Source organism: Streptomyces typhae, assembly GCF_009755605.1.
GTDB lineage: Bacteria > Actinomycetota > Actinomycetes > Streptomycetales > Streptomycetaceae > Streptomyces > Streptomyces typhae.
In genome coordinates this window covers 70,868-92,263 of the sequence record NZ_WPNZ01000032.1, presented here as the reverse complement: position 1 = coordinate 92,263, position 21,396 = coordinate 70,868, and the positions used below count along the sequence as shown (strand labels likewise).

18 protein-coding genes are annotated in these 21,396 nt (G+C 70.7%); 7 read left to right on the top strand and 11 right to left on the bottom strand.

Features of this window, described 5'->3' with window-relative positions; genetic code table 11:
• Window positions 1-115 precede the first annotated feature (115 nt).
• Complete coding sequence (locus tag GPA10_RS38085; protein ID WP_157169406.1) at window positions 116-1,498, top strand: hypothetical protein; 1,383 nt, start codon at window positions 116-118, stop codon at window positions 1,496-1,498.
• Between the two features lie 147 nt (window positions 1,499-1,645).
• Here GPA10_RS38085 and GPA10_RS38080 read toward each other — a convergent pair whose 3' ends face one another.
• Window positions 1,646-2,395: a hypothetical protein gene (locus GPA10_RS38080; RefSeq protein WP_157169405.1), complete on the bottom strand. Its 750-nt coding sequence runs from the start codon at window positions 2,393-2,395 to the stop codon at window positions 1,646-1,648.
• A 39-nt stretch (window positions 2,396-2,434) separates the two neighbouring features.
• Entirely contained in the window at window positions 2,435-3,610 is a 1,176-nt protein-coding gene (locus tag GPA10_RS38075) for a serine hydrolase domain-containing protein (protein WP_157169404.1), read from the bottom strand.
• A gap of 292 nt (window positions 3,611-3,902) precedes the next feature.
• On the opposite strand from GPA10_RS38075, the gene GPA10_RS38070 reads away from it, so the two are divergent.
• From GPA10_RS38070 to GPA10_RS38060, 3 genes are all read left to right on the top strand, one after another.
• Window positions 3,903-4,301 (top strand): hypothetical protein, encoded by a 399-nt coding sequence (locus GPA10_RS38070; protein WP_157169403.1) that lies wholly within the window; start codon window positions 3,903-3,905, stop codon window positions 4,299-4,301.
• A gap of 63 nt (window positions 4,302-4,364) precedes the next feature.
• Window positions 4,365-5,324: a hypothetical protein gene (locus tag GPA10_RS38065; RefSeq protein ID WP_157169402.1), complete on the top strand. Its 960-nt coding sequence runs from the start codon at window positions 4,365-4,367 to the stop codon at window positions 5,322-5,324.
• A 74-nt stretch (window positions 5,325-5,398) separates the two neighbouring features.
• Window positions 5,399-5,641, top strand: a complete 243-nt coding sequence (locus GPA10_RS38060; RefSeq protein WP_157169401.1) for a hypothetical protein — start codon at window positions 5,399-5,401, stop codon at window positions 5,639-5,641.
• A gap of 35 nt (window positions 5,642-5,676) precedes the next feature.
• Here GPA10_RS38060 and GPA10_RS38055 read toward each other — a convergent pair whose 3' ends face one another.
• The 3 genes from GPA10_RS38055 to GPA10_RS38045 all read right to left on the bottom strand — a co-directional run bounded on the left by GPA10_RS38055 (window position 5,677) and on the right by GPA10_RS38045 (window position 8,755).
• A complete protein-coding gene (locus GPA10_RS38055; protein WP_343041781.1) occupies window positions 5,677-6,462 on the bottom strand; it encodes an SAM-dependent methyltransferase in 786 nt (261 codons plus the stop codon).
• Between the two features lie 343 nt (window positions 6,463-6,805).
• Window positions 6,806-7,696 carry a sensor histidine kinase gene (locus tag GPA10_RS38050; protein ID WP_343041780.1) on the bottom strand — a complete coding sequence of 297 codons (891 nt, stop codon included), beginning with the start codon at window positions 7,694-7,696 and terminating at the stop codon, window positions 6,806-6,808.
• A 414-nt stretch (window positions 7,697-8,110) separates the two neighbouring features.
• The gene (locus GPA10_RS38045; protein ID WP_246260467.1) at window positions 8,111-8,755 is read right to left on the bottom strand and encodes a hypothetical protein; all 645 of its coding nucleotides are present in this window, start codon (window positions 8,753-8,755) and stop codon (window positions 8,111-8,113) included.
• 266 nt (window positions 8,756-9,021) lie between these two features.
• Between GPA10_RS38045 and GPA10_RS38040 the strand changes: the two genes are divergently transcribed.
• Both GPA10_RS38040 and GPA10_RS38035 read left to right on the top strand, forming a co-directional pair.
• Window positions 9,022-10,362, top strand: coding sequence for a sensor histidine kinase (locus GPA10_RS38040; RefSeq protein ID WP_198351829.1), 1,341 nt, complete (start codon window positions 9,022-9,024; stop codon window positions 10,360-10,362).
• The gene (locus tag GPA10_RS38035) at window positions 10,355-11,020 is read left to right on the top strand and encodes a response regulator (RefSeq protein ID WP_157169400.1); all 666 of its coding nucleotides are present in this window, start codon (window positions 10,355-10,357) and stop codon (window positions 11,018-11,020) included. The genes GPA10_RS38040 and GPA10_RS38035 overlap by 8 nt, the downstream gene beginning before the upstream one ends.
• A gap of 4 nt (window positions 11,021-11,024) precedes the next feature.
• Here the strand turns inward: GPA10_RS38035 and GPA10_RS38030 are convergent, their stop codons facing one another.
• The 6 genes from GPA10_RS38030 to GPA10_RS38005 all read right to left on the bottom strand — a co-directional run bounded on the left by GPA10_RS38030 (window position 11,025) and on the right by GPA10_RS38005 (window position 18,747).
• A complete protein-coding gene (locus tag GPA10_RS38030) occupies window positions 11,025-12,029 on the bottom strand; it encodes an urea transporter (RefSeq protein WP_343041779.1) in 1,005 nt (334 codons plus the stop codon).
• Window positions 12,030-12,131: 102 nt separating this feature from the next.
• A complete protein-coding gene (locus GPA10_RS38025) occupies window positions 12,132-12,797 on the bottom strand; it encodes a pyridoxamine 5'-phosphate oxidase family protein (protein ID WP_157169399.1) in 666 nt (221 codons plus the stop codon).
• A gap of 111 nt (window positions 12,798-12,908) precedes the next feature.
• A complete protein-coding gene (rph, locus tag GPA10_RS38020) occupies window positions 12,909-15,584 on the bottom strand; it encodes a rifamycin-inactivating phosphotransferase (protein ID WP_343041778.1) in 2,676 nt (891 codons plus the stop codon).
• Window positions 15,585-15,751: 167 nt separating this feature from the next.
• The gene (locus GPA10_RS38015; protein WP_157169398.1) at window positions 15,752-16,468 is read right to left on the bottom strand and encodes a class I SAM-dependent DNA methyltransferase; all 717 of its coding nucleotides are present in this window, start codon (window positions 16,466-16,468) and stop codon (window positions 15,752-15,754) included.
• Window positions 16,469-16,520: 52 nt separating this feature from the next.
• Complete coding sequence (locus tag GPA10_RS38010) at window positions 16,521-17,432, bottom strand: helix-turn-helix domain-containing protein (RefSeq protein WP_058850663.1); 912 nt, start codon at window positions 17,430-17,432, stop codon at window positions 16,521-16,523.
• Window positions 17,433-17,538: 106 nt separating this feature from the next.
• Window positions 17,539-18,747 carry a S1 family peptidase gene (locus tag GPA10_RS38005; RefSeq protein WP_157169397.1) on the bottom strand — a complete coding sequence of 403 codons (1,209 nt, stop codon included), beginning with the start codon at window positions 18,745-18,747 and terminating at the stop codon, window positions 17,539-17,541.
• A gap of 1,087 nt (window positions 18,748-19,834) precedes the next feature.
• On the opposite strand from GPA10_RS38005, the gene GPA10_RS38000 reads away from it, so the two are divergent.
• The gene (locus GPA10_RS38000) at window positions 19,835-21,151 is read left to right on the top strand and encodes an amidohydrolase/deacetylase family metallohydrolase (RefSeq protein ID WP_157169396.1); all 1,317 of its coding nucleotides are present in this window, start codon (window positions 19,835-19,837) and stop codon (window positions 21,149-21,151) included.
• Window positions 21,152-21,396: the final 245 nt, after the last annotated feature.

The following is a 21,396-nucleotide window of genomic DNA, read 5'->3' as shown; positions in this document are numbered from 1 at the left end:
CGCCCCCCAGCCACACCCACACCCACACCCACACCCACACCCACACCAATACCCACACCCACCCCCCATCTCCTCGCCTCTCGACCTCTCCACGTAACGACACCCAGGAGGACCCATGCATCCCGCACCCACCCCGGCCGCACCCACCCCGGCCGCACCCACCCTCGGAGGCAGCCGCTGGCACACCTTCCCCGCGACCGGCACCGTCCTGACCGCCCATCAGTTCCTCACCGCCACCGAGCCCCTCCTCCAGGGCATCATCGATGACAATGCGCTGACCAGCGCCGACGGTGAGGTACTGGAGGAGCAGATCCGTGCGACACTCGCCCTCGGCACCAGGGAGACATCCCTGACGCTGCGCGTCGGCCCCGACAGCGCCCCGGCGGCCCGTGAGCTGGCCGCCCAGGCCGAGACGATCGGCCGGGAGCTGGCCTCTTGGGCCACCGAAACCCTGGAGAGGCTGCTCACCGACCGGATACCGCTGCCCGCGGGACCGCTGGTCGTCCGCAGCCACTGCTACGGCCACCTGCTCACCCCGGCCGCCGCCGACCTGCTCCGGGGCAGCCGCGGGGGCCCCGTCACCATGCAGCTCTACAACGAGTGGCTGCACCAGGTCGTCCTGCTGCGCGACGCCCTGCTCCCCTTCACCAATTGGCAGGACGTCCCGCTGACCGTCACCCCGACCGGACTGCGCCACACCGAGGCGGCCCGAGACGCCTTCCTCACCGAACTCCTGGTCCGCCAGATCCGGCACACCAGCATCGTGGACTTCGCGCGCCACGTCGTCACCGATACGTCCGGCCCGGACGGCTACGGTTTCGCAGCCGCCGGAGGCACTGTGCTGCCCGCCGTTCTCGACCAGCCGCCCCTGACCGCTCCCCGGTACCTGCTGACGTGGCGTCCCGACCCGGCCGCCGTCGAACCCGCCACGTACGTGGTCGAGACGTCGGACTATTACGCGGCACCCCGCACCCTTGTCGAAGACCTGCCACCCGCCACCACCCCGGCGGGCCCGCTCACCGCTCGTCGCGTCCCCGGGCCGACCACGGAAGAAGTCCGCACCGCCGTCATCGAGGTCACCGACGGCAGCACCGCCGCCGTCCACGTCGACCTCGGCCAGGCACTGCGCGGTCACCGCTTCGCCCACCGGCCGGAACCCGCGACGTACGACGCGTCCGCAGGTGACACGCCCGCCGGTGACGCGCCCGTGTACGACGCACCTTCAGAGGGCTCGCCCAGCACCGTGGACGTGTGGGCGGCACTGCGCGCACAGGGGATGGTGTGGACCCGGGCGGGGGACACCACCCTCGACGCCACCGGTGAGAGCGACCTCGTGGTCCTGGCGCTGCTCGGACGGCTCTACCCTGAGAACGTCACGGTGCGCCCCGCAGGTCTGCAAGCCACGCGGACGGCCGCCGGGGCGACGAGCGGCCCGAGCCGCTTGGTGGTCTCGGTCGACCCGCCGGTCACCGGAGGGTTGGACGACCATGATGCATGACCCTGACGGCGTGCCCGTCCGCACGGGCCGGGCCACGGTCGGCCCGATCCTGGCCTCGCTGTCACAGCCGCAGCCGCAGTCATAGTCGAAGCCGAAGCCGAAGCCGAAGCCATAGTCGCAACCGCAACCGCAGCCCCGGGTGCTCGGTCAGTCTCCGTACCAACCGAGCCCCGGAGCAGCCTCCGGCGGATCGAAGGACTGGTGCAGGCCGACGAGTGCGCTCACCAGGCGGGGGTCCCAGCCCTCCTCCAGGACGCGGTACTCGTCGGCGATGCCCCGGTAGACGATGTGGGCGCGGCGTGAGGCGTCACGCCAGATCACCCTGCGGGGCGGCCCGAATCCGCCGTCGCCCTCGGCGAACAGGGCCATGAGCGTCGACACCCAGGCGAGGGGCATGCCGAGCGGCCACCACACCGCCCACCAGAAGAGCCGCCCCTTGCGCCCACGGGCGGCGGGGCCCGCCACGGGCTCCACCGTCCACTCCGAGCGCGCGAACGCCCGCCGGCGGTACGTGATGCGGCCGAGCGGCGCGCCGTACCCGTCGTCGACCAGATACACCGCCTGCCCCGAGTCCAAATGCCGCTCGGTCCGCACGCGGGCCGTCGGTACGGCCTCGTCCACGCCGACGTGGAACGTCCGCACCGAAGGATGCGCTCCGCCCCGCAAGTCGCCTCGGGCGTGGTCGAGTTCGTGGTCACGGCGCAGCCAGGCCAGCTCGCGCGCTTCCCCGCCCCTCCCCGGAGCCCACTCGTTGACGAGCCGCGGCGGCTCGGTGCGGTAGTCCACCCTGTACGTCATGAGCTGCCGCCCCACGCTGCCCTGCCCCGCTCCCCGCGCCCGTACGCGCCGCCCGATCATGCCGACGCCGCCCCGCAAGCGCGAGGGCGACCGACTCATCCTCGCATCAGGCCACGAACTGCGACGCGGGGACTCCGCTCAGGAGGACGGGCAGAAGGCGGCCTCCACGGCCTTGCCGACGTCGAGCTGCACGGCGCTGGGCTTGACGCTCAGGGTGAAGGACATCGCGAACTGGCGGCGGCCGTCCCCCGAGTAGGAGGTCAGGGCGATGGAACCGGGGGCAAGGCCGCCCGCGATCGAGAAGTCGTCGGCGCAACTGCCGCGGCCCCTGTCCCGGGTGTGCAGGCCGTTGGGCGGCCGGTCGGTGAGGATGCGCTGGAGTTCCGGCGGCAGCAGTTCGCCTCGGGTGAAGGCCCGGGTGTAGGCACTCACGTCGTGCGCGGTGGAGACCACCCCTCCGGCTCCCGCCCCGGTGAAGCTCGCGTTGAAGCGGTCCACGTCGCGCGGCCTGCCGTCGGCGTCGGGGTAATAGCCGTGGCCGTGCGGCCCCTTGATGCCCTCCGGCGGCTGGACCCTGAGATAGGACTTGGTCATCCCGAGCGGCTCGAACAGGCGCTCACGCAGTTCGGTGCCCAGGTCGTGGCCGGTCGCCCTCTCGACGATCAGGCCGAGGAGGGTGTGGTTGGTGTTGGAGTAGGACCACTTCTCGCCCGGTTCGCCGGTCCTGGGCCGCTCCCGGCTCCACTGCACCAGGTCCAGCGGCCGGTAGTGGGTGGTGAAGTCGAACACGTCGAACGAGGGGTCGCCCTCGCTTCCGTCCGGGTTCGGCTTGCCGGACCACCAGTCGGGGATGCCGGAGGTGTGCTGGATCAGCTGCCGTACGGTGACCTCGTCGGCCCGTGTCACCAGGTCCTTCTCGACCACCTCGGGCAGCAGGTCGCCGAGCTTGTCGTCCACCCCGAACCTGCCCTCCTGGACCAGTTGCAGGACCACGGTGGCCACCATCTGCTTGGTCTGGGACCAGATCGGGAAGCGGGCGTTAGCGGGTATTCTGCCGCCCTTGCCGTCGAGGAGGCGGGAGCCCGCGCTGCCCAGGCCGACGGGCTTCCCGTCGAGGTAGGCCCCACCGACGACCCCCACGACGCCGCGAACCCCCGCCAGCTCCTCCATCGCCTTCTGGACGTTCGCCTGCCGGGCGTTGTTCCCGTCCCGCGTCGCCGGGGCGGCGGTGGCAGGCCCGGCGTGGGCCACCACCAGCACGGTGACACCGGCGGCCAGGACGGCCCTGCTCAGCGGTGGACGAATGTTCCCCAAGGGCACGACGCGCTCTCTTTCGTGAGGGCATGCGGACGCCGAGGGCGGCATGCCCCCGGCTCGGACCGCTGTGGTCCATGCGCTCATCGAAGACAGGAGGGTGTTGTGGTGATGTATGAGGTTTTCGATACGCCCGCGATACTCCCGGCTCCGGCGTGCGGCCTGCTGCGTGTGCTGTGCGGGCGCGAGAACCCCGTCGCGCGATGTGGCATGGTTGATCGACTGAAGGTTCGCCTGGCTGAACATCCGTATGGTTCGCGTGGTTCTTACAGTTCGTACTAGGGGGATCTCCATGCGTTTTCGTCACGTCGCGGCCTCTGCCGCTCTCGTCCTGTGCGCTACGACGGCTGTGGCGGCCTGCTCGTCCTCGTCGGACTCCGCGGACACCACCCGGCCCGCAGGACCCGCCGCCCCCACAAAGCCTGCCTCCGCCGAAGTGAAGGGGCACATCGACATCGAGACGGGCGAACCCCGGTCGGGCGGGCCGGAGACGGGCGAACCCCGGTCGGGCGAGCCCGAGATGGGCGAGCAGGACGGGGCGGGCCCGGCGAAGTGTGCGACCTCGGCCGCCGACATCCCTGACGAGTGCGCGCTCGACCTCTCGTTCTCAGAGAGCACCGACGGCGAGCCGGGACCCGTGGCGCCTGACGCGTCGGAGGCCGGTGCGGATCTGCCCTCGATGGTGCCCTGAAGGCCCTCGCCCACCCCGGCAGCCGTCCGTGACGATGCCAGGCGACCCAGGGAGGGAGTGCCCTTGCGCGCGCAGGAACAGGCCGACAAGGCCCATGCCGATGTAAAGACGCCTCGCATCGCGGCAGCGCCGCCCACGCTCGCCCCCGAAGCCGGAAGGATGCTGGCGCTCCAGGGCACGGTGGGAAACGACGCGTTGACGCTCGCCCTTCAGGGGAGGCGGCTCGGCCACGGTCCGGTCCAGCAGCTCGTGCAGCGGGCGTCGAGGCCGGGCGGGGCCGCGGTGCCCGTCCAGCGGACCACCGAGGAGGACCTGGTCGGCAACGTCCTGGAGCCGATCCGCAACCGGCCCCAGAGCGGCCCGGACCGCATCGTCCGCGGCAGGCCGTACCAGGAACTCGGCCTGCCGCCCGAGGTCCTGAGCACGCTCGAACAGCTCTCCAGGGGCGAGCAGCGGGTCGCGGGCGGCGTCGATTTCGGAGAGCCTGGGCGGTCACCGTCACTCCTGGGCGGCAGCAAGGTCAATGTCCGGCACGAGGCCCGGTTCAACGTCGGCGGCCGCGCCAAGGAGGACGTCCGCTACATCCGCTTCGTGAAGGCAGCGAAGATCAACAAAGGGTTGCGGTCGGGCGAGGTCGGCATCACCTGGACCCGGCCCGGCTATGTGACCTTCGCGCCCATCCAGTACCGGGCGGTGGCACTCAACCCTCCCCACGCCCGCGGCCCCGCCGACCGTGCCGCCCTCGACGCCGTGCTCCACACCGGCTTCGCGCAGGCGGAGTGGTCGTACGACGGCCCCGGCAGGCAGTTCGAACCGAATGAGAAGCGAAGGCCCGACGGGTCGCTGGAACTGCTCAATGTCGACACGCCGGGCGTCACGGACGACTCCAACCAGTATCCCCTCCTGCAGAGATACGAGTTCTACGGCATCCTCTACTCACCTGCCGACCAGACCGTCCTGCACGTCAACCACTACGGGGACACGCTTTCGGCGCTGAGCAAGGATCATCCGGTGACGCGCTGAACGAGCCGGAAGCAGTGCCCTGGCCGTGGTGCCTTTGCCAGACTGTCCGTCGGGCGCAGAGCGGCAGGGAGGCGATGGTGCTGCTGCAACGGACCTGGCGGTGGATTCTCGTGGCGTGGGCGGGTCTTGTCGTGGTCGGTGGATTCCTGACGCTGTATCTGGACGACGGGGACAGCCAGGCGGACGAACACGGTCCGGGCCCGGCACCGGCGACCTCCACCGTCACGCCCGGCGCCGAGGAGGGGCGTCGATGCCCCGATCGGGCGCGAGCCGACGATGCCCCGCCGCTGGATTGCACGTACTGGTCGCGGGGCTGACGGCCTTGCTGACCGGTCCGTCCGCGACGGACCGGTCAGGGCTTCACCGCCACCGCTCCGAACTGCGGGAGCACGGCGGCGGAGTCCGTCTCGGGACGCCATCGCGAGCACGAGACGAGGCCGGGGGACAGGAGGTCCAGGCCTTCGAGGAAGGCGCTGACGTCCGCGCGGCTGCGGGCGGTGATCGGTGGCGTGGCGTTCTCGTTCCAGAACTTCATGGCCTCGACGTTGCCCTCGCCGCCGAGGTCGGAGTCGGTCGTCGGGTGGGTCAGGACGAGACAACTGCCGGAGGGGACCGAGGCCATGACCCTGCGGACGATGTCCTGTGCCTCGCCCGTGTCGAGGACGAAGTTCAGGATGCCCAGCATCATGACCGCGACGGGCCGGTCGTAGTCGAGGGTCGCTGCGGCGCCCTCGATGATGCTGTCCGGCTCATGGACGTCGGCATCGATGTAGTCGGTGGCCCCCTGGGAGGTGCCGATCAGCAGACTGCGGGCGTGGACGAGCACGATGGGATCGTTGTCGACGTAGACGATCCGGGACTCGGGCGCGGCTTGCTGGGCGATCTCGTGGGTGTTGTCGAGCGTCGGCAGTCCGGTGCCGATGTCCAGGAACTGCCGTACTCCGCAGTCGGCGGTCAGGAACCGGACCGCGCGGCCGAGGAACTCGCGGTCGGCGCGGGCCACGTCCCGGATCACGGGAAACACTCTGGCGACCTGGTCACCTACGTGCTGGTCGACCTCGTAGTGGTCCTTTCCGCCGATCCAGTAGTTCCACACCCGTGCGTTGTGCGCGACTCCGGTGTTGAGCTTGCTCGACACGTCTGACGGCTGTTGGACCCGGCTCACATCTCGCCCTTCCTGACGCACCCGTGAGGCGCCCGGAGAGGCAGACACACGGCGGACCACTGACTACGCGACCACTGACTACGCGACCACTGAGTATGCGATCACTGAGTACGCGACCAGTACGCGGCCACTGAAGACCGGCGCCGCGCGACTGCTGGGTACAAGCACGAGCACGAGCACGTACTCAGTTCGTGCGACTACTGGGTGCGTAGTTACTGACGTAGCCCATTGTGGCGTCCCGGCAGCGCGGCGTCCGGGGAACCGGATTTCCCGAGCGGTTCCGGACGGGCCGCAGCAGTCCGCTGTCGGCGCTCGATCACCGCTGGTCGGCTTCCGGCCTCGCAGCCCCGGTCGCCGTGCCGGTCGCCGTCGTGCCGGCTGCCGTCCCGGTCGCGGTGTCCGTCGCCGCGCCGGTGCCGGCGCGGAGGTCGAACACGCTCGCGCGCAGTGCCCTGATGACCTCGTCGAGCTCGTTCACCCCGTGCATGAGGCGTCGGCGTGCGGGCCCCTCGCCGAGCATCGCGGCCGCGCTGTGCAGGTCGAGCCCCGCGTCGAAGATCTTACGCACCACGCCCTCGCGGAGGTCGGCGGCGATGCGCTCGCGCTCCCGGGCCAGCGACAGCTCGCGCACCTCCGCCTGTAGCGCCGCGTTGGCCACCAGCGAAGCGCCGATACGGGCCCGCAGGCCATGAGCGGCCACCGCGATCAGCGCGCAGAGGGCGCTCCAGAGGACCACACGCCGACCGATGACGGCACCGGGGGCACCCTGGACGGCGGACGCCGCCGCCTGCACGGCCACCACCGCCACCACCACGCACGCCGACTCCCACCGGCGGTGGAAGAGCACCGTCCAGATCAGCGGGGCCAGCGCCACGAGCCCCACACCCGAGGCCACGCCCGATGCCAGGATCAGTTCCAGGACGGAACTGGTGTAGAGGAGCGGAACCAGGACCGGGGCCCATGCCGACATCCGCTGCCAGGGCAGGAGGAAGGCGCCCGCGCAGACGAGCAGGAGGGCGACGCTCGTCGCGTACTCCAGCCACGAGTGCACGTCACCGTCCGGTAGGAGGACACTGACCGTGGCCACCAGGGCGACCAGGCCGAACGGGACGGCTCTGGGCGCCAGTCCGGGCTGCTGGAACTGCCAGCCCACGGTGTCGCCGGCGATCTCGGTCAGCGCGGGCCAGGGATCCTTCGAAGTTTCCACAGCACATCCCCGTGTTTCCACAGCACACCCCCGTTGAGCCGCAATGGGCGTTGCTTCGGATTGCGGCACTGATTCCGTTGTCATCGTCCGGATTCTCTTCGCCGCGGCTCACAGCAGCGGTACCGGATCGCTTCCGGGCCGAGCAGCACGGCGTGCAGGGGAGGTGCGTGTCGGTGGTCGTGATGCCGTGTGACGATGCCGTGGGGCACGGGCGACCTCCTGTGCGGGGGCGGCAGGCGTGCGCAGGCGGTGGCGGGGCGGCACGCTACTCCTTCCGTTCAGCGTGCCAGCACGGGTCTTGAGCCGTCTGCCCCTTGGCACAGAAGCCGCTCCCCGCCCGGCAGGGCCCGCCCGTTCGGCTGCGGCCGAAGGATGGCCTCGCCGGGCGGCGCGGAGAACGGTTCCCGGCGTGGCTCACGCGGATCGAGCAGCGCGGTCCGCCGCCCCGCCAGGCTTCCACAGATCGACCGCGAGCCAGGTCAGCGTGGCGCCGACCACGATGTGCAGGGCGCTGGTGAACAGCGAGTCGGGCAGGGCGATGAGGAACGCGAAGAGGGGCAGGGCAGTCGCGTACGACCACGACGGGACCCGCGGGAACACCCGTGCGCGGACCATGGCCGTACCGAACAGGGCACAGCCGAAGGCGAAGACAGCCGCGGAGCCGATGAGCGCGGGAATCGTGGGACCGGTGAGGGTCTCGTCGATGACGTCCTCGTCGAAGTGGAACAGCACCAGGTTCGCGGCGAACGCTGCGCCGCCGAACAGGCCGAGGCCGATGAGGTTGACGACGTGGGCCGCCTCCCCGAAGCGGCCGGTGACGGCGGCCTGACGCCGGTGCAGCGCGACGAGCAGCGGCAGCGAGAACGCGGGGGAGAGGGCGAGGAAGAAGCTGGTCGCGGCGGTCTCCCCGGTGAATGCCTCGACGAGCGAGGGCAGGGCGATGAGGAGCCCGGAGAGGAGGCCGGACAGGGCGCCGAGGCGGGCGGTCCGGTCGCTCGCGGGGCCAGACGGGGGCGCGGGTGTGGGTGTGGATGTGGGGGCGGATGCGGATTCGGGCATGGTGCCGCTCCAGTGCGTCGAGGGGCGAGCCCGGCCGGGATGCGTACGGGATTCGTACGGGCCGGGGACGAGAAGGCTAGGGAGCCCGCGGCCGTGGACGACAGGTGAGGAACGGTGGGAGCGGCAGCCGGACGTCACTGAACCGCACCCCGCTGTCCAGCCGTTCGTCAGTGCCGATCGACCAGAGCCTACGGCGGACGCCTCCGCGGCCTCGCCCTCGGATGCCGCCCCGCCTAGCCTGTACGGCACGCGGGAGGGGGTGGGCCATGGCCGGGTACGTGCCGGTGCCGTGGGTGTCGCCCCTGCTGTACGGAGCGGTGCTGGCCGGTGGCCTGTACTACGCGGTGGCCGGGATCGACCCCGGCCGGGAACCGTCGCTGTGGCGCTTGGCGGGCTTCACCGCCGGGCTCGTGGGGCTCTTCGCCGTGGAGTCGCTGGCGCGCCGGGTAACGACGACGCGGAGGCGACGACCGGCACCGGTGATGTCGCCGGGGCCGGAGCGTGGGGCCGGGGCCCCGCCGACGGCGCAACCGCCCCCAGCGGGCGCTGCCTCCCCTCCCCACACCCGTGACCGACACGCACGGCACACATGGCTGCTGCTGGCACGGTGCGCGCTGATCGCCGCGGTGGTCGCTCTCGACGTCTCCGGCCTGGCCCAGGTCCTCTTCGTCCTGTTGCCGTTCACCGCGTACTTCGTCTTCGGACGCGGCGTCGCGCTGACGCTGGGAGCACTGTGCGTGGTCGGGCTCCTCGCCGGGTACGTGCTGACCGCCCCCGGCTGGTACCGCGATCTGGAACGCGTGTCCGACCTGCTGATGCTCTGCGTGGGCCTGATCCTGGCGCTGTCCATGGCGGCCGTCGCCGTGGGCGAGCAGCGGGCACGGCGTGCCCTTGAGGAGTACGCGGCGCGCGTCGCGGAGCTGTCCGCCGCGGCCGAGCGCAACCGCCTCGCCCGGGACATCCACGACAGTCTCGGACACCATCTCACCGCGGTCTCGGTGCAGTTGGAGATCGCCTCGGAGTTCCGGGCCCTGGAGCCCGAAGCGGCCCGGCGCGCGGTCGACGAGGCACGGGAGTCGGTGAAGCGCGCACTCGGCGATGTACGGCGGTCCGTGCGCGCCCTGCGCGATGAGCCGCCGCGCACGTCTCTCGCGGCGGCGTTCGCGGACCTCGCGCGGGGCGGCGAGGCCCGGCCGCGTGTCACCGTGGAGGTGGACGGTGTCGACGGCGGCTACGGCACGGCGGAGCTGACCGCTCTCTACCGCGCCGCGCAGGAAGGCCTGACGAACGCGCGCCGCCACGCCCGCGCTTCCCGGGTGACGGTGTCGGTCCGCCTGGCGGAGCACGCCGCGCGGCTGGTGGTGAGCGACGACGGCTGCGGCTTCGCCCCGGAGGAGGGCACCGCCGGGTTCGGGCTGCTCGGGATGCGGGAACGGGTGCACCTGGTGGGAGGCAGCGTGCGGATCGACAGCGGACCGGGGGCGGGGACGCGGCTCACGGTGACGGTGCCGCGCGGCACCGAAGGAAGCGGGAGAAACGGCGGGAGTGGCGGGAGCGACGGGAATGGGGAGAGTGGCGGGAACAGGGGTGGGTCCCGGCATGGGTGAAGAGGATGCGGCTGCGGCTGCGGCGCCGGTACGGGTGCTCGTCGTGGACGACCAGCGGCTGATCAGGGATGGCATCGCGTCGCTGCTGTCCATCAGGCCGGGCATCGACGTCGTCGGTACGGCGGTGGACGGCCGCGAAGCCGTCGCGAGGGCCCTCGAACTGCACCCGGACATCGTGCTGATGGACGTCCGGATGCCGGGGATGGACGGTGTGGAGGCCGTCACCGTCCTGCGCGCCGAGGTACCGGAGTGCCGGGTGGTGATGCTGACGACGTTCGACGACGAGGAGTACGTCGTGCGGGCGCTGCGCGCGGGCGCGTACGGCTATCTGCTGAAGGACCTCCCGGCCGACGAACTCGCTCGCGCTGTCCGCCTCGCGCACGCGGGCGTCACCCAGCTCGACGCCACCGTGACACGCCGCCTCGCCGCGTCCCTGCCCTCCCCGGACGCGGGGGCGGATCCGGCTGTCGCCCTCAGCCCGCGCGAGGTCGACATCCTGCGGCTCGTGGCACGCGGGCGGACCAACCGGGAGATCGCCGCTCAGCTGTATCTCAGCGAGGGCACCGTGAAGAACCACGTCTCCCGCATCCTCGGGCGCCTCGCGCTGCGCGACCGCACCCAGGCCGCCCTGCGCGCCCGCGACCTGGGTCTGCTGTGAGCGCTCAGGTGGCCGCCGAGGGCACCGCGTCGGCGTTCTCCGGTGGTGTCGCGACAGCCGTCGTTCCCGTACGGCGCAGCCGCGGCAGGCCCGGCACCGCGGCCGTGAAGACCAGGGTGGTGAGGACGAACGGCCAGGTGAAGGCGTGTCCGCCGGCGGGCGACGCGAGGGCTTCCACCGCCGGTCCGACGAGGGTGGCCACCGCCGCCCCGACGATCGCGAACCCCAGACTCCACCGGTCCGCGGCGAGCAGCACCCCGCAGAGCGCCATCGCCACGAGCACGGCGTTGTAGCCCATCGCGCCCGCGCTGATGCGGTCCGCCGGAGCGCCGAGGCCCCAGGCCGTGGCGATGCCCACGGCGCTGCCCGCACAGGCCATCGCCCCGGCCGTACGGCTGGCCGCGAAGATGCCGACCAGGAGGATCAGCCCCACGTACCACTCCGGCATCAGGAAGATCTGCCCGATGTTGGCGAAGAACGCGCGGGCGACGTCGGTGAACCGCAGATCCACCGGACCCGCGGCGGCGTCGGTGAGCGCCGCGGGCCGCGGGCCGCCGTGCCAGGCACGCTGGAATCCCGGCGCCGCCATCGCCATCGCGCTTGCCGTGAGGCAGAAGGGGAGGGTGAGCGTGGGCAGGCCCCAGCCGCCCAGCAGCCGTGCGATGGCCGCGGTGACGACGGTGACCACCACACAGCCACCGGCCGCGAGGACCATGGTGGACGCGTGCGAGGGCCCGAGCAGCACCGCGAACCCCACCGCGACCAGGCAGGCGTTGAAACCCTCGGCGCCCACGGCCACGCGCTCGCCGTCCACCCCGAGGAACCGTGCCGTACCGGTGCCGATGGCCGTGCCGAGCACCCCGTACACGGCGTAGGGCCAGTCCGCGGCGACGAGCGCGACGGCGAAGACGGCCCCGGTGAGGGCGTTGGGCAGAAACGTGACCTGTGCCTGGCCGCGCAGCACCTGCGCCGCGAACAACACCCCTCGCCCAGCGCGCGGTTTGCGCACGAGACCCTCCCTCTCCCACCCGCCGACCCGCCGAACATAGCTGTAACCAGCAAGTGCACTGTATGGGGTGGCACATGGGACTCAGCAAGCGAGAGGGAACCCTCACTCGTAGCGCAGGCGCAGCGACTCCCGTTCGGTCTCCTCGATCTGGTCGATGGTCAGGCCGGGCAGGTTCAGCTGCGCCAGCGTCACCTCGGCGCTGGTCGGTTGGGCGTCGGCTGGAACCCATCGTTCCGGTTGCCAGGCGTTGGCGCGCAGCAGCGACTTCGGGCAGTGCGGATACACCTGCTCGACGTGGACCACGAGCGCCGTGACCGGGGGTTTGCCCACGGGAGTGAGGCGGGCGAGCAGCTCCGGGCGCGCGGAGACGCAGGCGCGGCCATTGACGCGCAGGGTGGTCGGGCGGCCGGGGATGAGGAAGAGCAGCCCGACGCTTCCGGTCTGCAGCACGTTGTGCATGGTGTCGAGCCGCTTGTTGCCGGTGGCGTCGGGTATCACCAAGGTCCGCTCGTCAAGCACCGAGACGAAGCCGGCCGGGCCGCCACGAGGCGTCACGTCCGCCCGGCCCTCGGCGTCCGCACTGCCGACGAACACCAGGGAGGAGCAGCCGATCAGCGCCCGGCTCTCCTCGGTCAGGTGGTCGATCTCCTTGCGGAGGGCGTTCGGGTTCGGTTGCTGGTAGAGCTCGCGCAGCTGGTCCGGGCTGCTGAGGGCGTCCGCCTGGAGGGATGCGAAGAGGGAGCCGGTGGCCTCCGTGTCGATCATCATGCGAACGACTCTAGAAGGAACGACTCTGGAAGGAACGACTCTGGATAGGCGCGTGGGGCGCCCGCCGCGGACCCGCGGCGGGCGCCCCACGCGTAGGTCCGGCGTGGCGGCTCAGGAGAGGATCTCGACGTACCCGTCGGTGCCGTGGACGCGGATGCGCTGTCCGTCCCGGATCAGCCGGGTGGCCTGCTCCACGCCCACCACGGCCGGCAAGCCGTACTCCCGGGCGATCACCGCGCCATGGGTCATCAGGCCGCCCACCTCCGTCACCAGGCCGGCGATCCCGACGAACAGCGGCGACCAGCTGGGGTCCGTGAAGGCCGTGACGAGGATGTCGCCCGCTTCGAGATCGGCGTCCGCCATGTCGAGGACGACGCGGGCCCTGCCCTCGACGGTCCCCGCGGAGACCGCGAGACCGACCAGCGCGCCCGCCGGGACGTCGTCGCGCCGGTACGACCCGGTGAGGGCCTCCCCGTCCGACGTCAGGACCCGCGGCGGCGTGAGCGCGTGGTACGAACGGAACGCCTCCTTGCGCTCCTGGACGAGCCGCCCGTCCACTCGATGCGTGCGTACGACGTCGTCGAGCTCCTGGAACGTGAGGTAGAAGGCGTCCTCCGCGTCGGACAGCACACCGGCCCGCACGAGGCGCCCGGCCTCGGCCAGCAGCGCCTGCTTGTAGACGAAGTAGCGCCTGACGATGTCGTACTTCGGGTACTCCCGGTACCCGATGAACGCCCTGACCTGGTCGATCATCCGCTTGGTCGCGTCGGCCCGCCGCTCCCCGTCCGGCAGGGCACGCAAGCGCGACAGCACGTCCCGCTCCTTCTCCTGCGCCTTCTGCCTGCCTTCCTCGAAGCGCCGCTCGGCGGCGCCCGGCTCGAAGTTCCTGACGTTGTCGAGGATCACGGGCACGATCGTGGTGGGCCGCTCGCGCCACCGCGGCCTCGTGATGTCGATCTCTCCGACACAGCGCATGCCGTACCGGTCGAGATAGCCCTCGATGGCGTCCCGCGCCTCGGCCCCGCCCGCGAGCTTCGCCAACTGCTCCAGGAAGCCCTCGTCGTCGACGCCCTCCAGGAACGCCACCACCTCCGGATAGGGGCGGATCACATCCGCGACGTCGAGCAGCGCCAGACCCATCTCCGAGGTGATGTTGTCGGGGGCGGACAGCGTGAGCGTGTCAGCCACGTTCTTCTCGCCCAGCCACTCGTGCAGCTTGTCGTTGAGCCACCACGTGGCATCCATTCCCGCCATGATCGCCCGAAAGTTCAGCGGATCCTTCAGGACCCTCTTGTGCTCCTCGAAGGCCTCCAGAAGGAAGTCGAACAGCGCCGGTCCGGTCTTCGTGCGGACGTCGCGCTCCAGGGCGGCGACGGACTCCTGGCTGCGCTCGATCAGCTCGGCGACGATGGCCGGATCGGCCTCTGCCGGGGTGGTCTCATCGTGGGCCGACGCCGTGGCCGGGGCCGAAGCGTGGGCCGGGGGTGCGCCAGGGGCCGTGTCCGGGAGCGTCGGCACGAAGTCGCCGCGGTCCAGGACGGTCTCCAGGGCGTCCCTCGTCAGCGGATCGCCTCTCCCCAGGACCTCCAGAAGACCGTCGCGGGTCGCGGGTGAGGCCAGGCGCTCGGTGACGTCGACGAACAGCCTCCCGCCGGCCTCGTGCATGGCCACCAGGGCCGTGCGCTGCCACATGGAGAACCCCAGGGGCTTCATGGGGTCGGTCATCATCTGCCCGTGGCCCACGGACACGTAGACGTGATTGCCGCCGTCTCCGTCTCCGTCGCTGGTCGTACGGGCCGGGACGGGGAACAGCGTCGTGATCGGTCGGCTCTGCACGATCTGGAAGCCGTCGTCGGCCAGACACCATTCGATGTCCTGCGGGCGGCCGAAGCGCGCCTCGATCCGCCGCCCGAGGCGTACGAGCTCCACGACCTGCTCGTCCGACAGCGCCGGCAGCTCCTGCTGCCGCGGGTCGATTGCCACTTCCCGCGTACCGCCGCCGGGCAGGGCCTGCACGGCCCGCTCCTTGGCGGCGATCGCCTTGGTGACGACTTCGCCGTCCCGCACCGTGAAGACGTCCGGGTTCACCAGGCCGGATACCAGGGCCTCGCCGAGGCCGAAGCCCGCGTCCACGGTGGCGACCTCGCGGTTGCCCGTGACGGGGTCCGCCGTGAAGAGAATGCCGGACGCGTGCGGGAAGGCCATCCGCTGCACGACCACGGCCATGTGGACCGTACGGTGATCGATGCCGTTCCGCTGCCGGTAGGTCACGGCCCGCTCGGTGAACAGGGAGGCCCAGCACCGGCTGACGTGCTGGAGGACGGCCGTCGGCCCCATGACGTTCAGGTAGGTGTCCTGCTGTCCGGCGAAGGAGGCCGTGGGCAGATCCTCCGCCGTGGCGCTGGACCGGACGGCGTAGGCGGCCTGCTCGCCGAGTCGGTGCTGGTGCTGGTGCTGGAGCGGGAGTTCGGTGAGCGCGCGGGTGATCGCCGACGCGATGTCGTCAGGGATGGGGATGTCCTCGACGGCCCGGCGGATCCGCGCGCTGAGCGTGCGGATCGCCTCCCGGTCGTCCGGGTCCAGACGCGACAGCTCATCGAGCCGACCGTCGATCGACGGTGCTTGCGCCATGACGTGCCGGAAGGCGTCCGTCGTCACGCAGAAGCCGGGCGGCACGCGGATGCCCTCGATCCGCGACAGCCCGCCCAGGTGCGCGCCCTTGCCGCCGACGAACGCGACCTGCGCCTCGTCGACCTCGTCCAGACCGCACACATACTGCTCGATCACGTCGTGCCCTCATTTCCGCAGGTTGTGGCCTCGGCGGACGATTTTGCGCCACGACCCGGGTATTGCCGCAAGCCCCCCGGTGCGCTATAACTTGAGACAGGCAAGGAGAGGACTCTCCTTGCCTTTGTTGTTTTCGCCTTCTGTCTTCCGCGCTCCGCCCCGCGTCCCTATGCCTCTTTTTCTGCCTCTGTCCCTGTCCCTGTCTCTGCCCCTGCCTCCGTGCCTGCCGCTGCCTGTGCCTTGCAGGCGAGAAGCTGGATCTCCTGGAACTGCCGCTTGTCGGTCGGCTTCGGCTCGATGACCGTGCGGGCCACCTCGGTCAGGCCATGGTCCTTGAGGAGCGCGGCGAAGCGGTCGGGGAACCAGCGGTAGGCCGTTGCCACCGCGTGGTCGTACGCCTGCGTCTCGTGGTGGGGGCCGTCGGTGGCGGGGAAGCTGATCAACAGGTGCCCGCCCAGTGCCAGGACCCGGGCGATCTCGGCCACGATGGCGGGCACGTCCTGCGGCGGGGTGTGGATGACGGACCACCGTGAGAGCGCGCCGCTCAGCGAACCGTCCGCGATGTCCAGCGCGGCCATCGAGCCGACCTCGAACCGGAGCCCGGGATACGACTTGTGGGCCAGCTCGATCATCACGGGCGAGGCGTCGACGCCGAAGGCCTTGAGGCCCAGGCCGTCCAAGTGGGCTGTGACGTACCCCGGCCCGCAGCCGAGGTCCGCGACCTCGCCGCCCCCGCCGCTCGCCCGCACCAACTCCGCGAACGCGCTCAAGAGTGCGCGCTCCAGGGGGCGTTCGCGCAGGGTGTCCTGGAACAGTTCGGCGTAGGTCGGTGCGATGGCGTCGTAGGACTCACGAGTGGTCTGAAGGATCTGGGGTCCGGTCATCCGCAGACCGTATCGCCTCGCGCGCGAGGCCGGTCCGCGGAACGGTGTCGGGTCAGGCCGGCCATTCCCATTCGACGCCGTACACCCCGGGCGTGCATTTCGTCGGCAGCAGGTGCGTCGTGTGGAATTCGTCGAGAGCCACGCGGTGACGGCTTTGTGGCGCGTCGCCGAGTTGCTTGCGATAGAGGTGCCAGCAATTCGAAGGCACCGCCCGGGGATGGAAACGAACGTGGAGCAGATAGGACCGCAGCGGCGTGATGACGCGGCGTTCGTGGAAGGTGGAGACCCCCTCGGCGGAGGCGGCGCGGAGCGTGTACTCGACGACCGCGGTCTCGTTCGTCGCCAGTGGACGGCCGAGAGGGAGGTCGGCGGCCACACAGTCCACCTCCGGCAGGAACCGGACGGGCGGCGGCGGCCCGCAGGGGACACGGAGTTCGATCGTCCCGGCCTCCGGTGAGTCGAGGGAGTGGATGACCGTCAGATGCCGGACGCCGCTGCGCACGGCTCGTACGACCATGGTGACCCGCGTCTCGGCCACGAAGCGGCGCTCGTCGACGGTGACCGTCTCGTGCACGATCAGATGCCGGATGTCGGAGTTGAAGTGCGGGAAGCGCTCGCCGAGGACGTGTTCGACGTCGGAGTTCTCGCCGTAGACGTCGCGGACGGCGGCCGGGTCGTGCGGCGGTGCCCAGCCGCGCGGACGGCGGGGGCCGAGGAGCGAGCGCAGTGTGCCCGCGGGAAAGCCGAGCAGGGGTTCCAACGCGTCCACGGCCCGCAGGGACTGCGCCTTCTCGGGCTGGCTGCGTCCGCTCTGCCAGTAGCTGAGGGTGGCGAGGCTGACATTGATCCCATGGGCCTGGAGATGGTCGCGTATCCGTTCCAGGGACAGCCCGCGCCGGCGCAGGGCCTTGCGGAACACGGTCGCGAACGTCGCGTCGGGACCGTCGTTGAGGGTGTGCGGCATGGCGTCTTTCGGCGGGCGGTTCGACGGCCGTCGTGGTGCGGGCAGCGGCCAGGGGCCGCCCACCCTAACGGGTGAGCGGCCCGTGGCCGGTCGTGCTGCGGGTCGATCAGTTGGTGTTGAGCGTCAGTCCGTAGTAGCGCAGGGTGTCGTCGAGCGGCTGGAAGTACGAGGAGCCCCTGGAGTTGACCCCGGAGCACTGCTGGCCGATCGGGCCGCCGGAGGTCATGCCCTGAGCCTGGTTCCCGGAGATGTAGGCGCCGCCGCTGTCACCGCCCTCGGTGCAGACGCTGGAGGAGGCCAGACCCGAGACGACCGTGTCAGGGCCGCCGTTGGGGTCCGTGTAGGTGACGGTGTTGTTGTACGAGCTGACCTTGCCGCAGGTCCACCCGGTGGTGGCACCGGACTTGCACAGGGCCGCACCGGACGAGGCGCGGCTGCTGCCCTTGACGGCCACGGTCCCGGCCTGGCCCCAGGTGCCGACCGAGGTGGTGATCGAGTGGCCGGAGTTGATGGTGGCGATCCCCATGTCGACGCTGCGGGTGCCGAGCGCGTAGCGGGTCTTGGTGCCCTTGGCGAAGGCGGTGCCGTCGTAGCGCAGGGTGGGCAGGTTGGCGACGCAGTGCCCGGCGGTGACGAGGTACTGCCTGCCGGACTGGTCCCTGGCGCCGTAGCCGACGGAACAGTAGCCGGAGCCGCTGTTGATCGTCATCTTGCTGCCGGGGTAGATCGCGGCCTGCGGCTGGAGCTTCTCCTGGTTGCGCACGACCTTGACGGCGGAGCCGTGCTTAGCGGCCTCGGCGAGGAACGCCTTCGCACCGGCGCCGCGGCTGTTGTTCACCTTGACGACGACCTTGTCGGCGGCCAGGTCCACGGACCAGGCGGTGACACCCGACGGGGTGCGTTCGCGGGCTGCGGCGTCCAGCTCGGCCTTGACCTTGTCGAGTTCGTCCTGACCGCGGGCGGACGAGCGGGCGTCGAGTCCGGCCTTCTCGATCCGGGCGGCGTCGGCGGCGTCGGCGGCGTTGACGGTCAGGTTGCCGGCGGCGTCGAAGAACGCACCGTCGTCGGCTATGCCTCTCTTGCGCAGACCGTCGAGTCTGTCCTGCTGCGCGTCCTGCCGGTCCAGGCGGTCGATCGCGGCCGCTTCGCTGACGCCGAGAGAGGCAGCGAGCGCCCGTACCATCTCGGGCTGGTAGCGCGGAGCGGACACCGAGTCCTGCGCCTGTGCCACGGTCTGGGTCCCGAGGACCGCGGTGGCCGAGAGGACAACGCCTGCCGCGGCGATGCCGAATTTACGGGAAGTGCGCACGTTCATTCCTTCCGAATAGCAGACAGGAACCCGGGACGGAGTCGCTCGAATGCGCTGGCTCCGCCTCGCTGAGGGGTGGTCCTTGTCTGACGGGAGTGTGGGGTCTCGCCGTGTCCGGAACTATCACTCGGCGCCTCGCCGACTTTCAAGACGCGTGCCGGGGGCAACATTTCACAGAAACGTCGGCGGAATTGTTAAGGAGTGACGGCATGCGTACTCGTCCTGACTGGTGATGCGGACGCGTTGGCTGCCGGACGGGTGGGCTGCCGGACGGGTGGGCTGCCGGGCGCGCGTGCCGGGCGCGGGCCGGGCGTGTGCCGGGCTAGCCGCCTCAAGTGCCGCCCGTCGCCGCCGGTCGGCGCCTCGTCCTTGTTTGTCCCTGTCTGTGTCGTAAGCCTTCGCGTCGCCGCTGCACGGCGGTCGCCGTCGCTGTCGTCGTGGTCGTCATGGCTGTAGCGGGCGTGGTCGCTGTCGCTGTCGCCGCGGTGGCAGCAGCGGGGGGCGGGGGTGGGGGCGTGAGTGGGAGTGCGGGATCGGGACCCCACTCGCCCCTTCCCGGAGGGCTGCGTATTTCCGGTCAGAATTCATTCGGTGTCGAGTGCAGAGGATGCAACAACGGGACGATAGCGGGACTGCCAAGTGCAGAGGGCGCAATAGTCCGGTGCGGGAAAAGTCGGCGAGTGCACAGGATGCAATAGCCGGAGGATAGTGGGATCGCCCTGGTGCAGGGTGCGCAACAGTGCAGCGATAGAAGGGAGTTGAGCGTTCAACGTCGGGCTGGCCGGTGGCGGCGAACGGTGCCGCCATTCATGCCCGGAGTCGTGGGAAACGCTGCGGGAAACGGCTGGTGTCCTGCGAGGACTACCCGGTGCGCACCTTTCGTGACTGCCCGGCGTGAAGTGGCCGCGACCGCCGGAGGCAACGGCTGTCCAAAGGCGCCGCACCCTCCGCTTGGACCTCTCTCCAGGTGTGGCCTGATCTACCCGGTTTTCCGCATGGCCACGTATCTAGGTGGCTTCAACACGGATTGACTGGCTTCCCGTTGGACACGTTTGCCTCGACCGCATCGCCGACATCTGAGATGGGAATCCGCATGCCCACAAGACACCGGCTCAACCGACTCCTTCTCCCCGCCTGTATCGCCCTCGTCCTCGGCGCCACCGTCGGCGCCACTCCCTCCACCGGTGCTTCCGGCACGAAGGCCGGTACCGCGGAGGCGTACGACCTCGTCATCCGGCGCGGTCACGTCATCGACCCGAAGAACAACATCGACGACCTGCGCGACGTCGCCGTGAAGGACGGGAAGATAGCCAAGGTCGCGGCGTACATAGACACGGCGGCGACCAAGCAGGTCGTCGACGCGGAGGGCAACTTCGTCACGCCTGGCCTGATCGACCTGCACGCCCACCTCTTCAACGGGCCCGAGGACGCGTACGCGAACGGCAAGAACGGCGTCGCCCCCGACGGGTTCACCTTCCGCGCGGGCGTCACCACCGCGGTGGACGCGGGGTCCGCGGGCGCCGCCAACTTCGACCTCTTCAAGAAGAACACCATCGACCGCTCCAAGACCCGCGTCCTCGCCTTCCTCAACATCGTGGGCAAGGGCATGGCGGGCAACCCCGCCGAGCAGGACCTCAGCGACATGAAGCCGGGCCCGGCCGCCGAGAAGGCCCGCCAGAACCCCGGCACGATCGTCGGCATCAAGACGGCGCACTACGAGGGACCGGAGTGGACGCCGGTCGACAACTCCCTCCAGGCCGGAAAGGACGCCAACGTCCCGGTCCTCGTGGACTTCGGTGAGCCTCGCCCCGAGCGCCCCCTGAAGACGCTGCTCACCGAGAAGCTGCGTCCCGGCGACATCTACTCGCACGCCTACTCCGGAAACCGCGGTGAGCTGGGCGAGGACGGCAAGCTCAACCCGGCGATGCAGCAGGGACGTGACCGCGGAGTCCTCTACGACGTCGGCCACGGCGGCGGCAGCTTCGGCTGGAGGGTCGCGGTCCCGGCGCTGAAGGCAGGGTTCACGCCCGACGCCATCTCCACCGACCTGCACATCACCAGCATGAACTCGGGCATGAAGGACCAGACCAACGTCATGTCCAAGTTCCTGGCCCTCAACATGCCGCTGAAGGACGTCATCGACGCCTCGACGTGGAAGCCCGCGAAGGCGATCAAGCGGACCGACCTGGGCAACCTCTCCGTGGGCGCGCCCGCCGACATCGCGGTCCTCGCCCGCCAGCAGGGCACGTTCGGGTACGTGGACAGCTTCGGCTTCCGGGTGGACGGCACGCAGAAGCTGACCGCGGAGCTCACCGTGCGGGCCGGTCAGGTGGTCTGGGACCTCAACGGCAAGACGGCGAAGAAGTGGACGCCGGACGCGAAGCCGCCCACGGGTGGCCACGAGCACTGAGTGCCTGCGGGACACCGAGCGCTCGCTGAGCATCGGGTGATCTGATCTGATCTGATCAGATCCGATCTGGTTGGTCTCGGTCGTCGCCGGGCACCGCGTCACGCGGTGCCCGGCGACGGGCGGTTGCGGGCAGGTGGCGACAGGAGAGCGGTGAGGGTGAGGGGCAGCTCGATCCGCCTCTGGGTACGCGCTGGCTCCCACCCCTGGCCCCGTCGTGCGGAGCGCTGCCGCGGGGCGGGGATCAT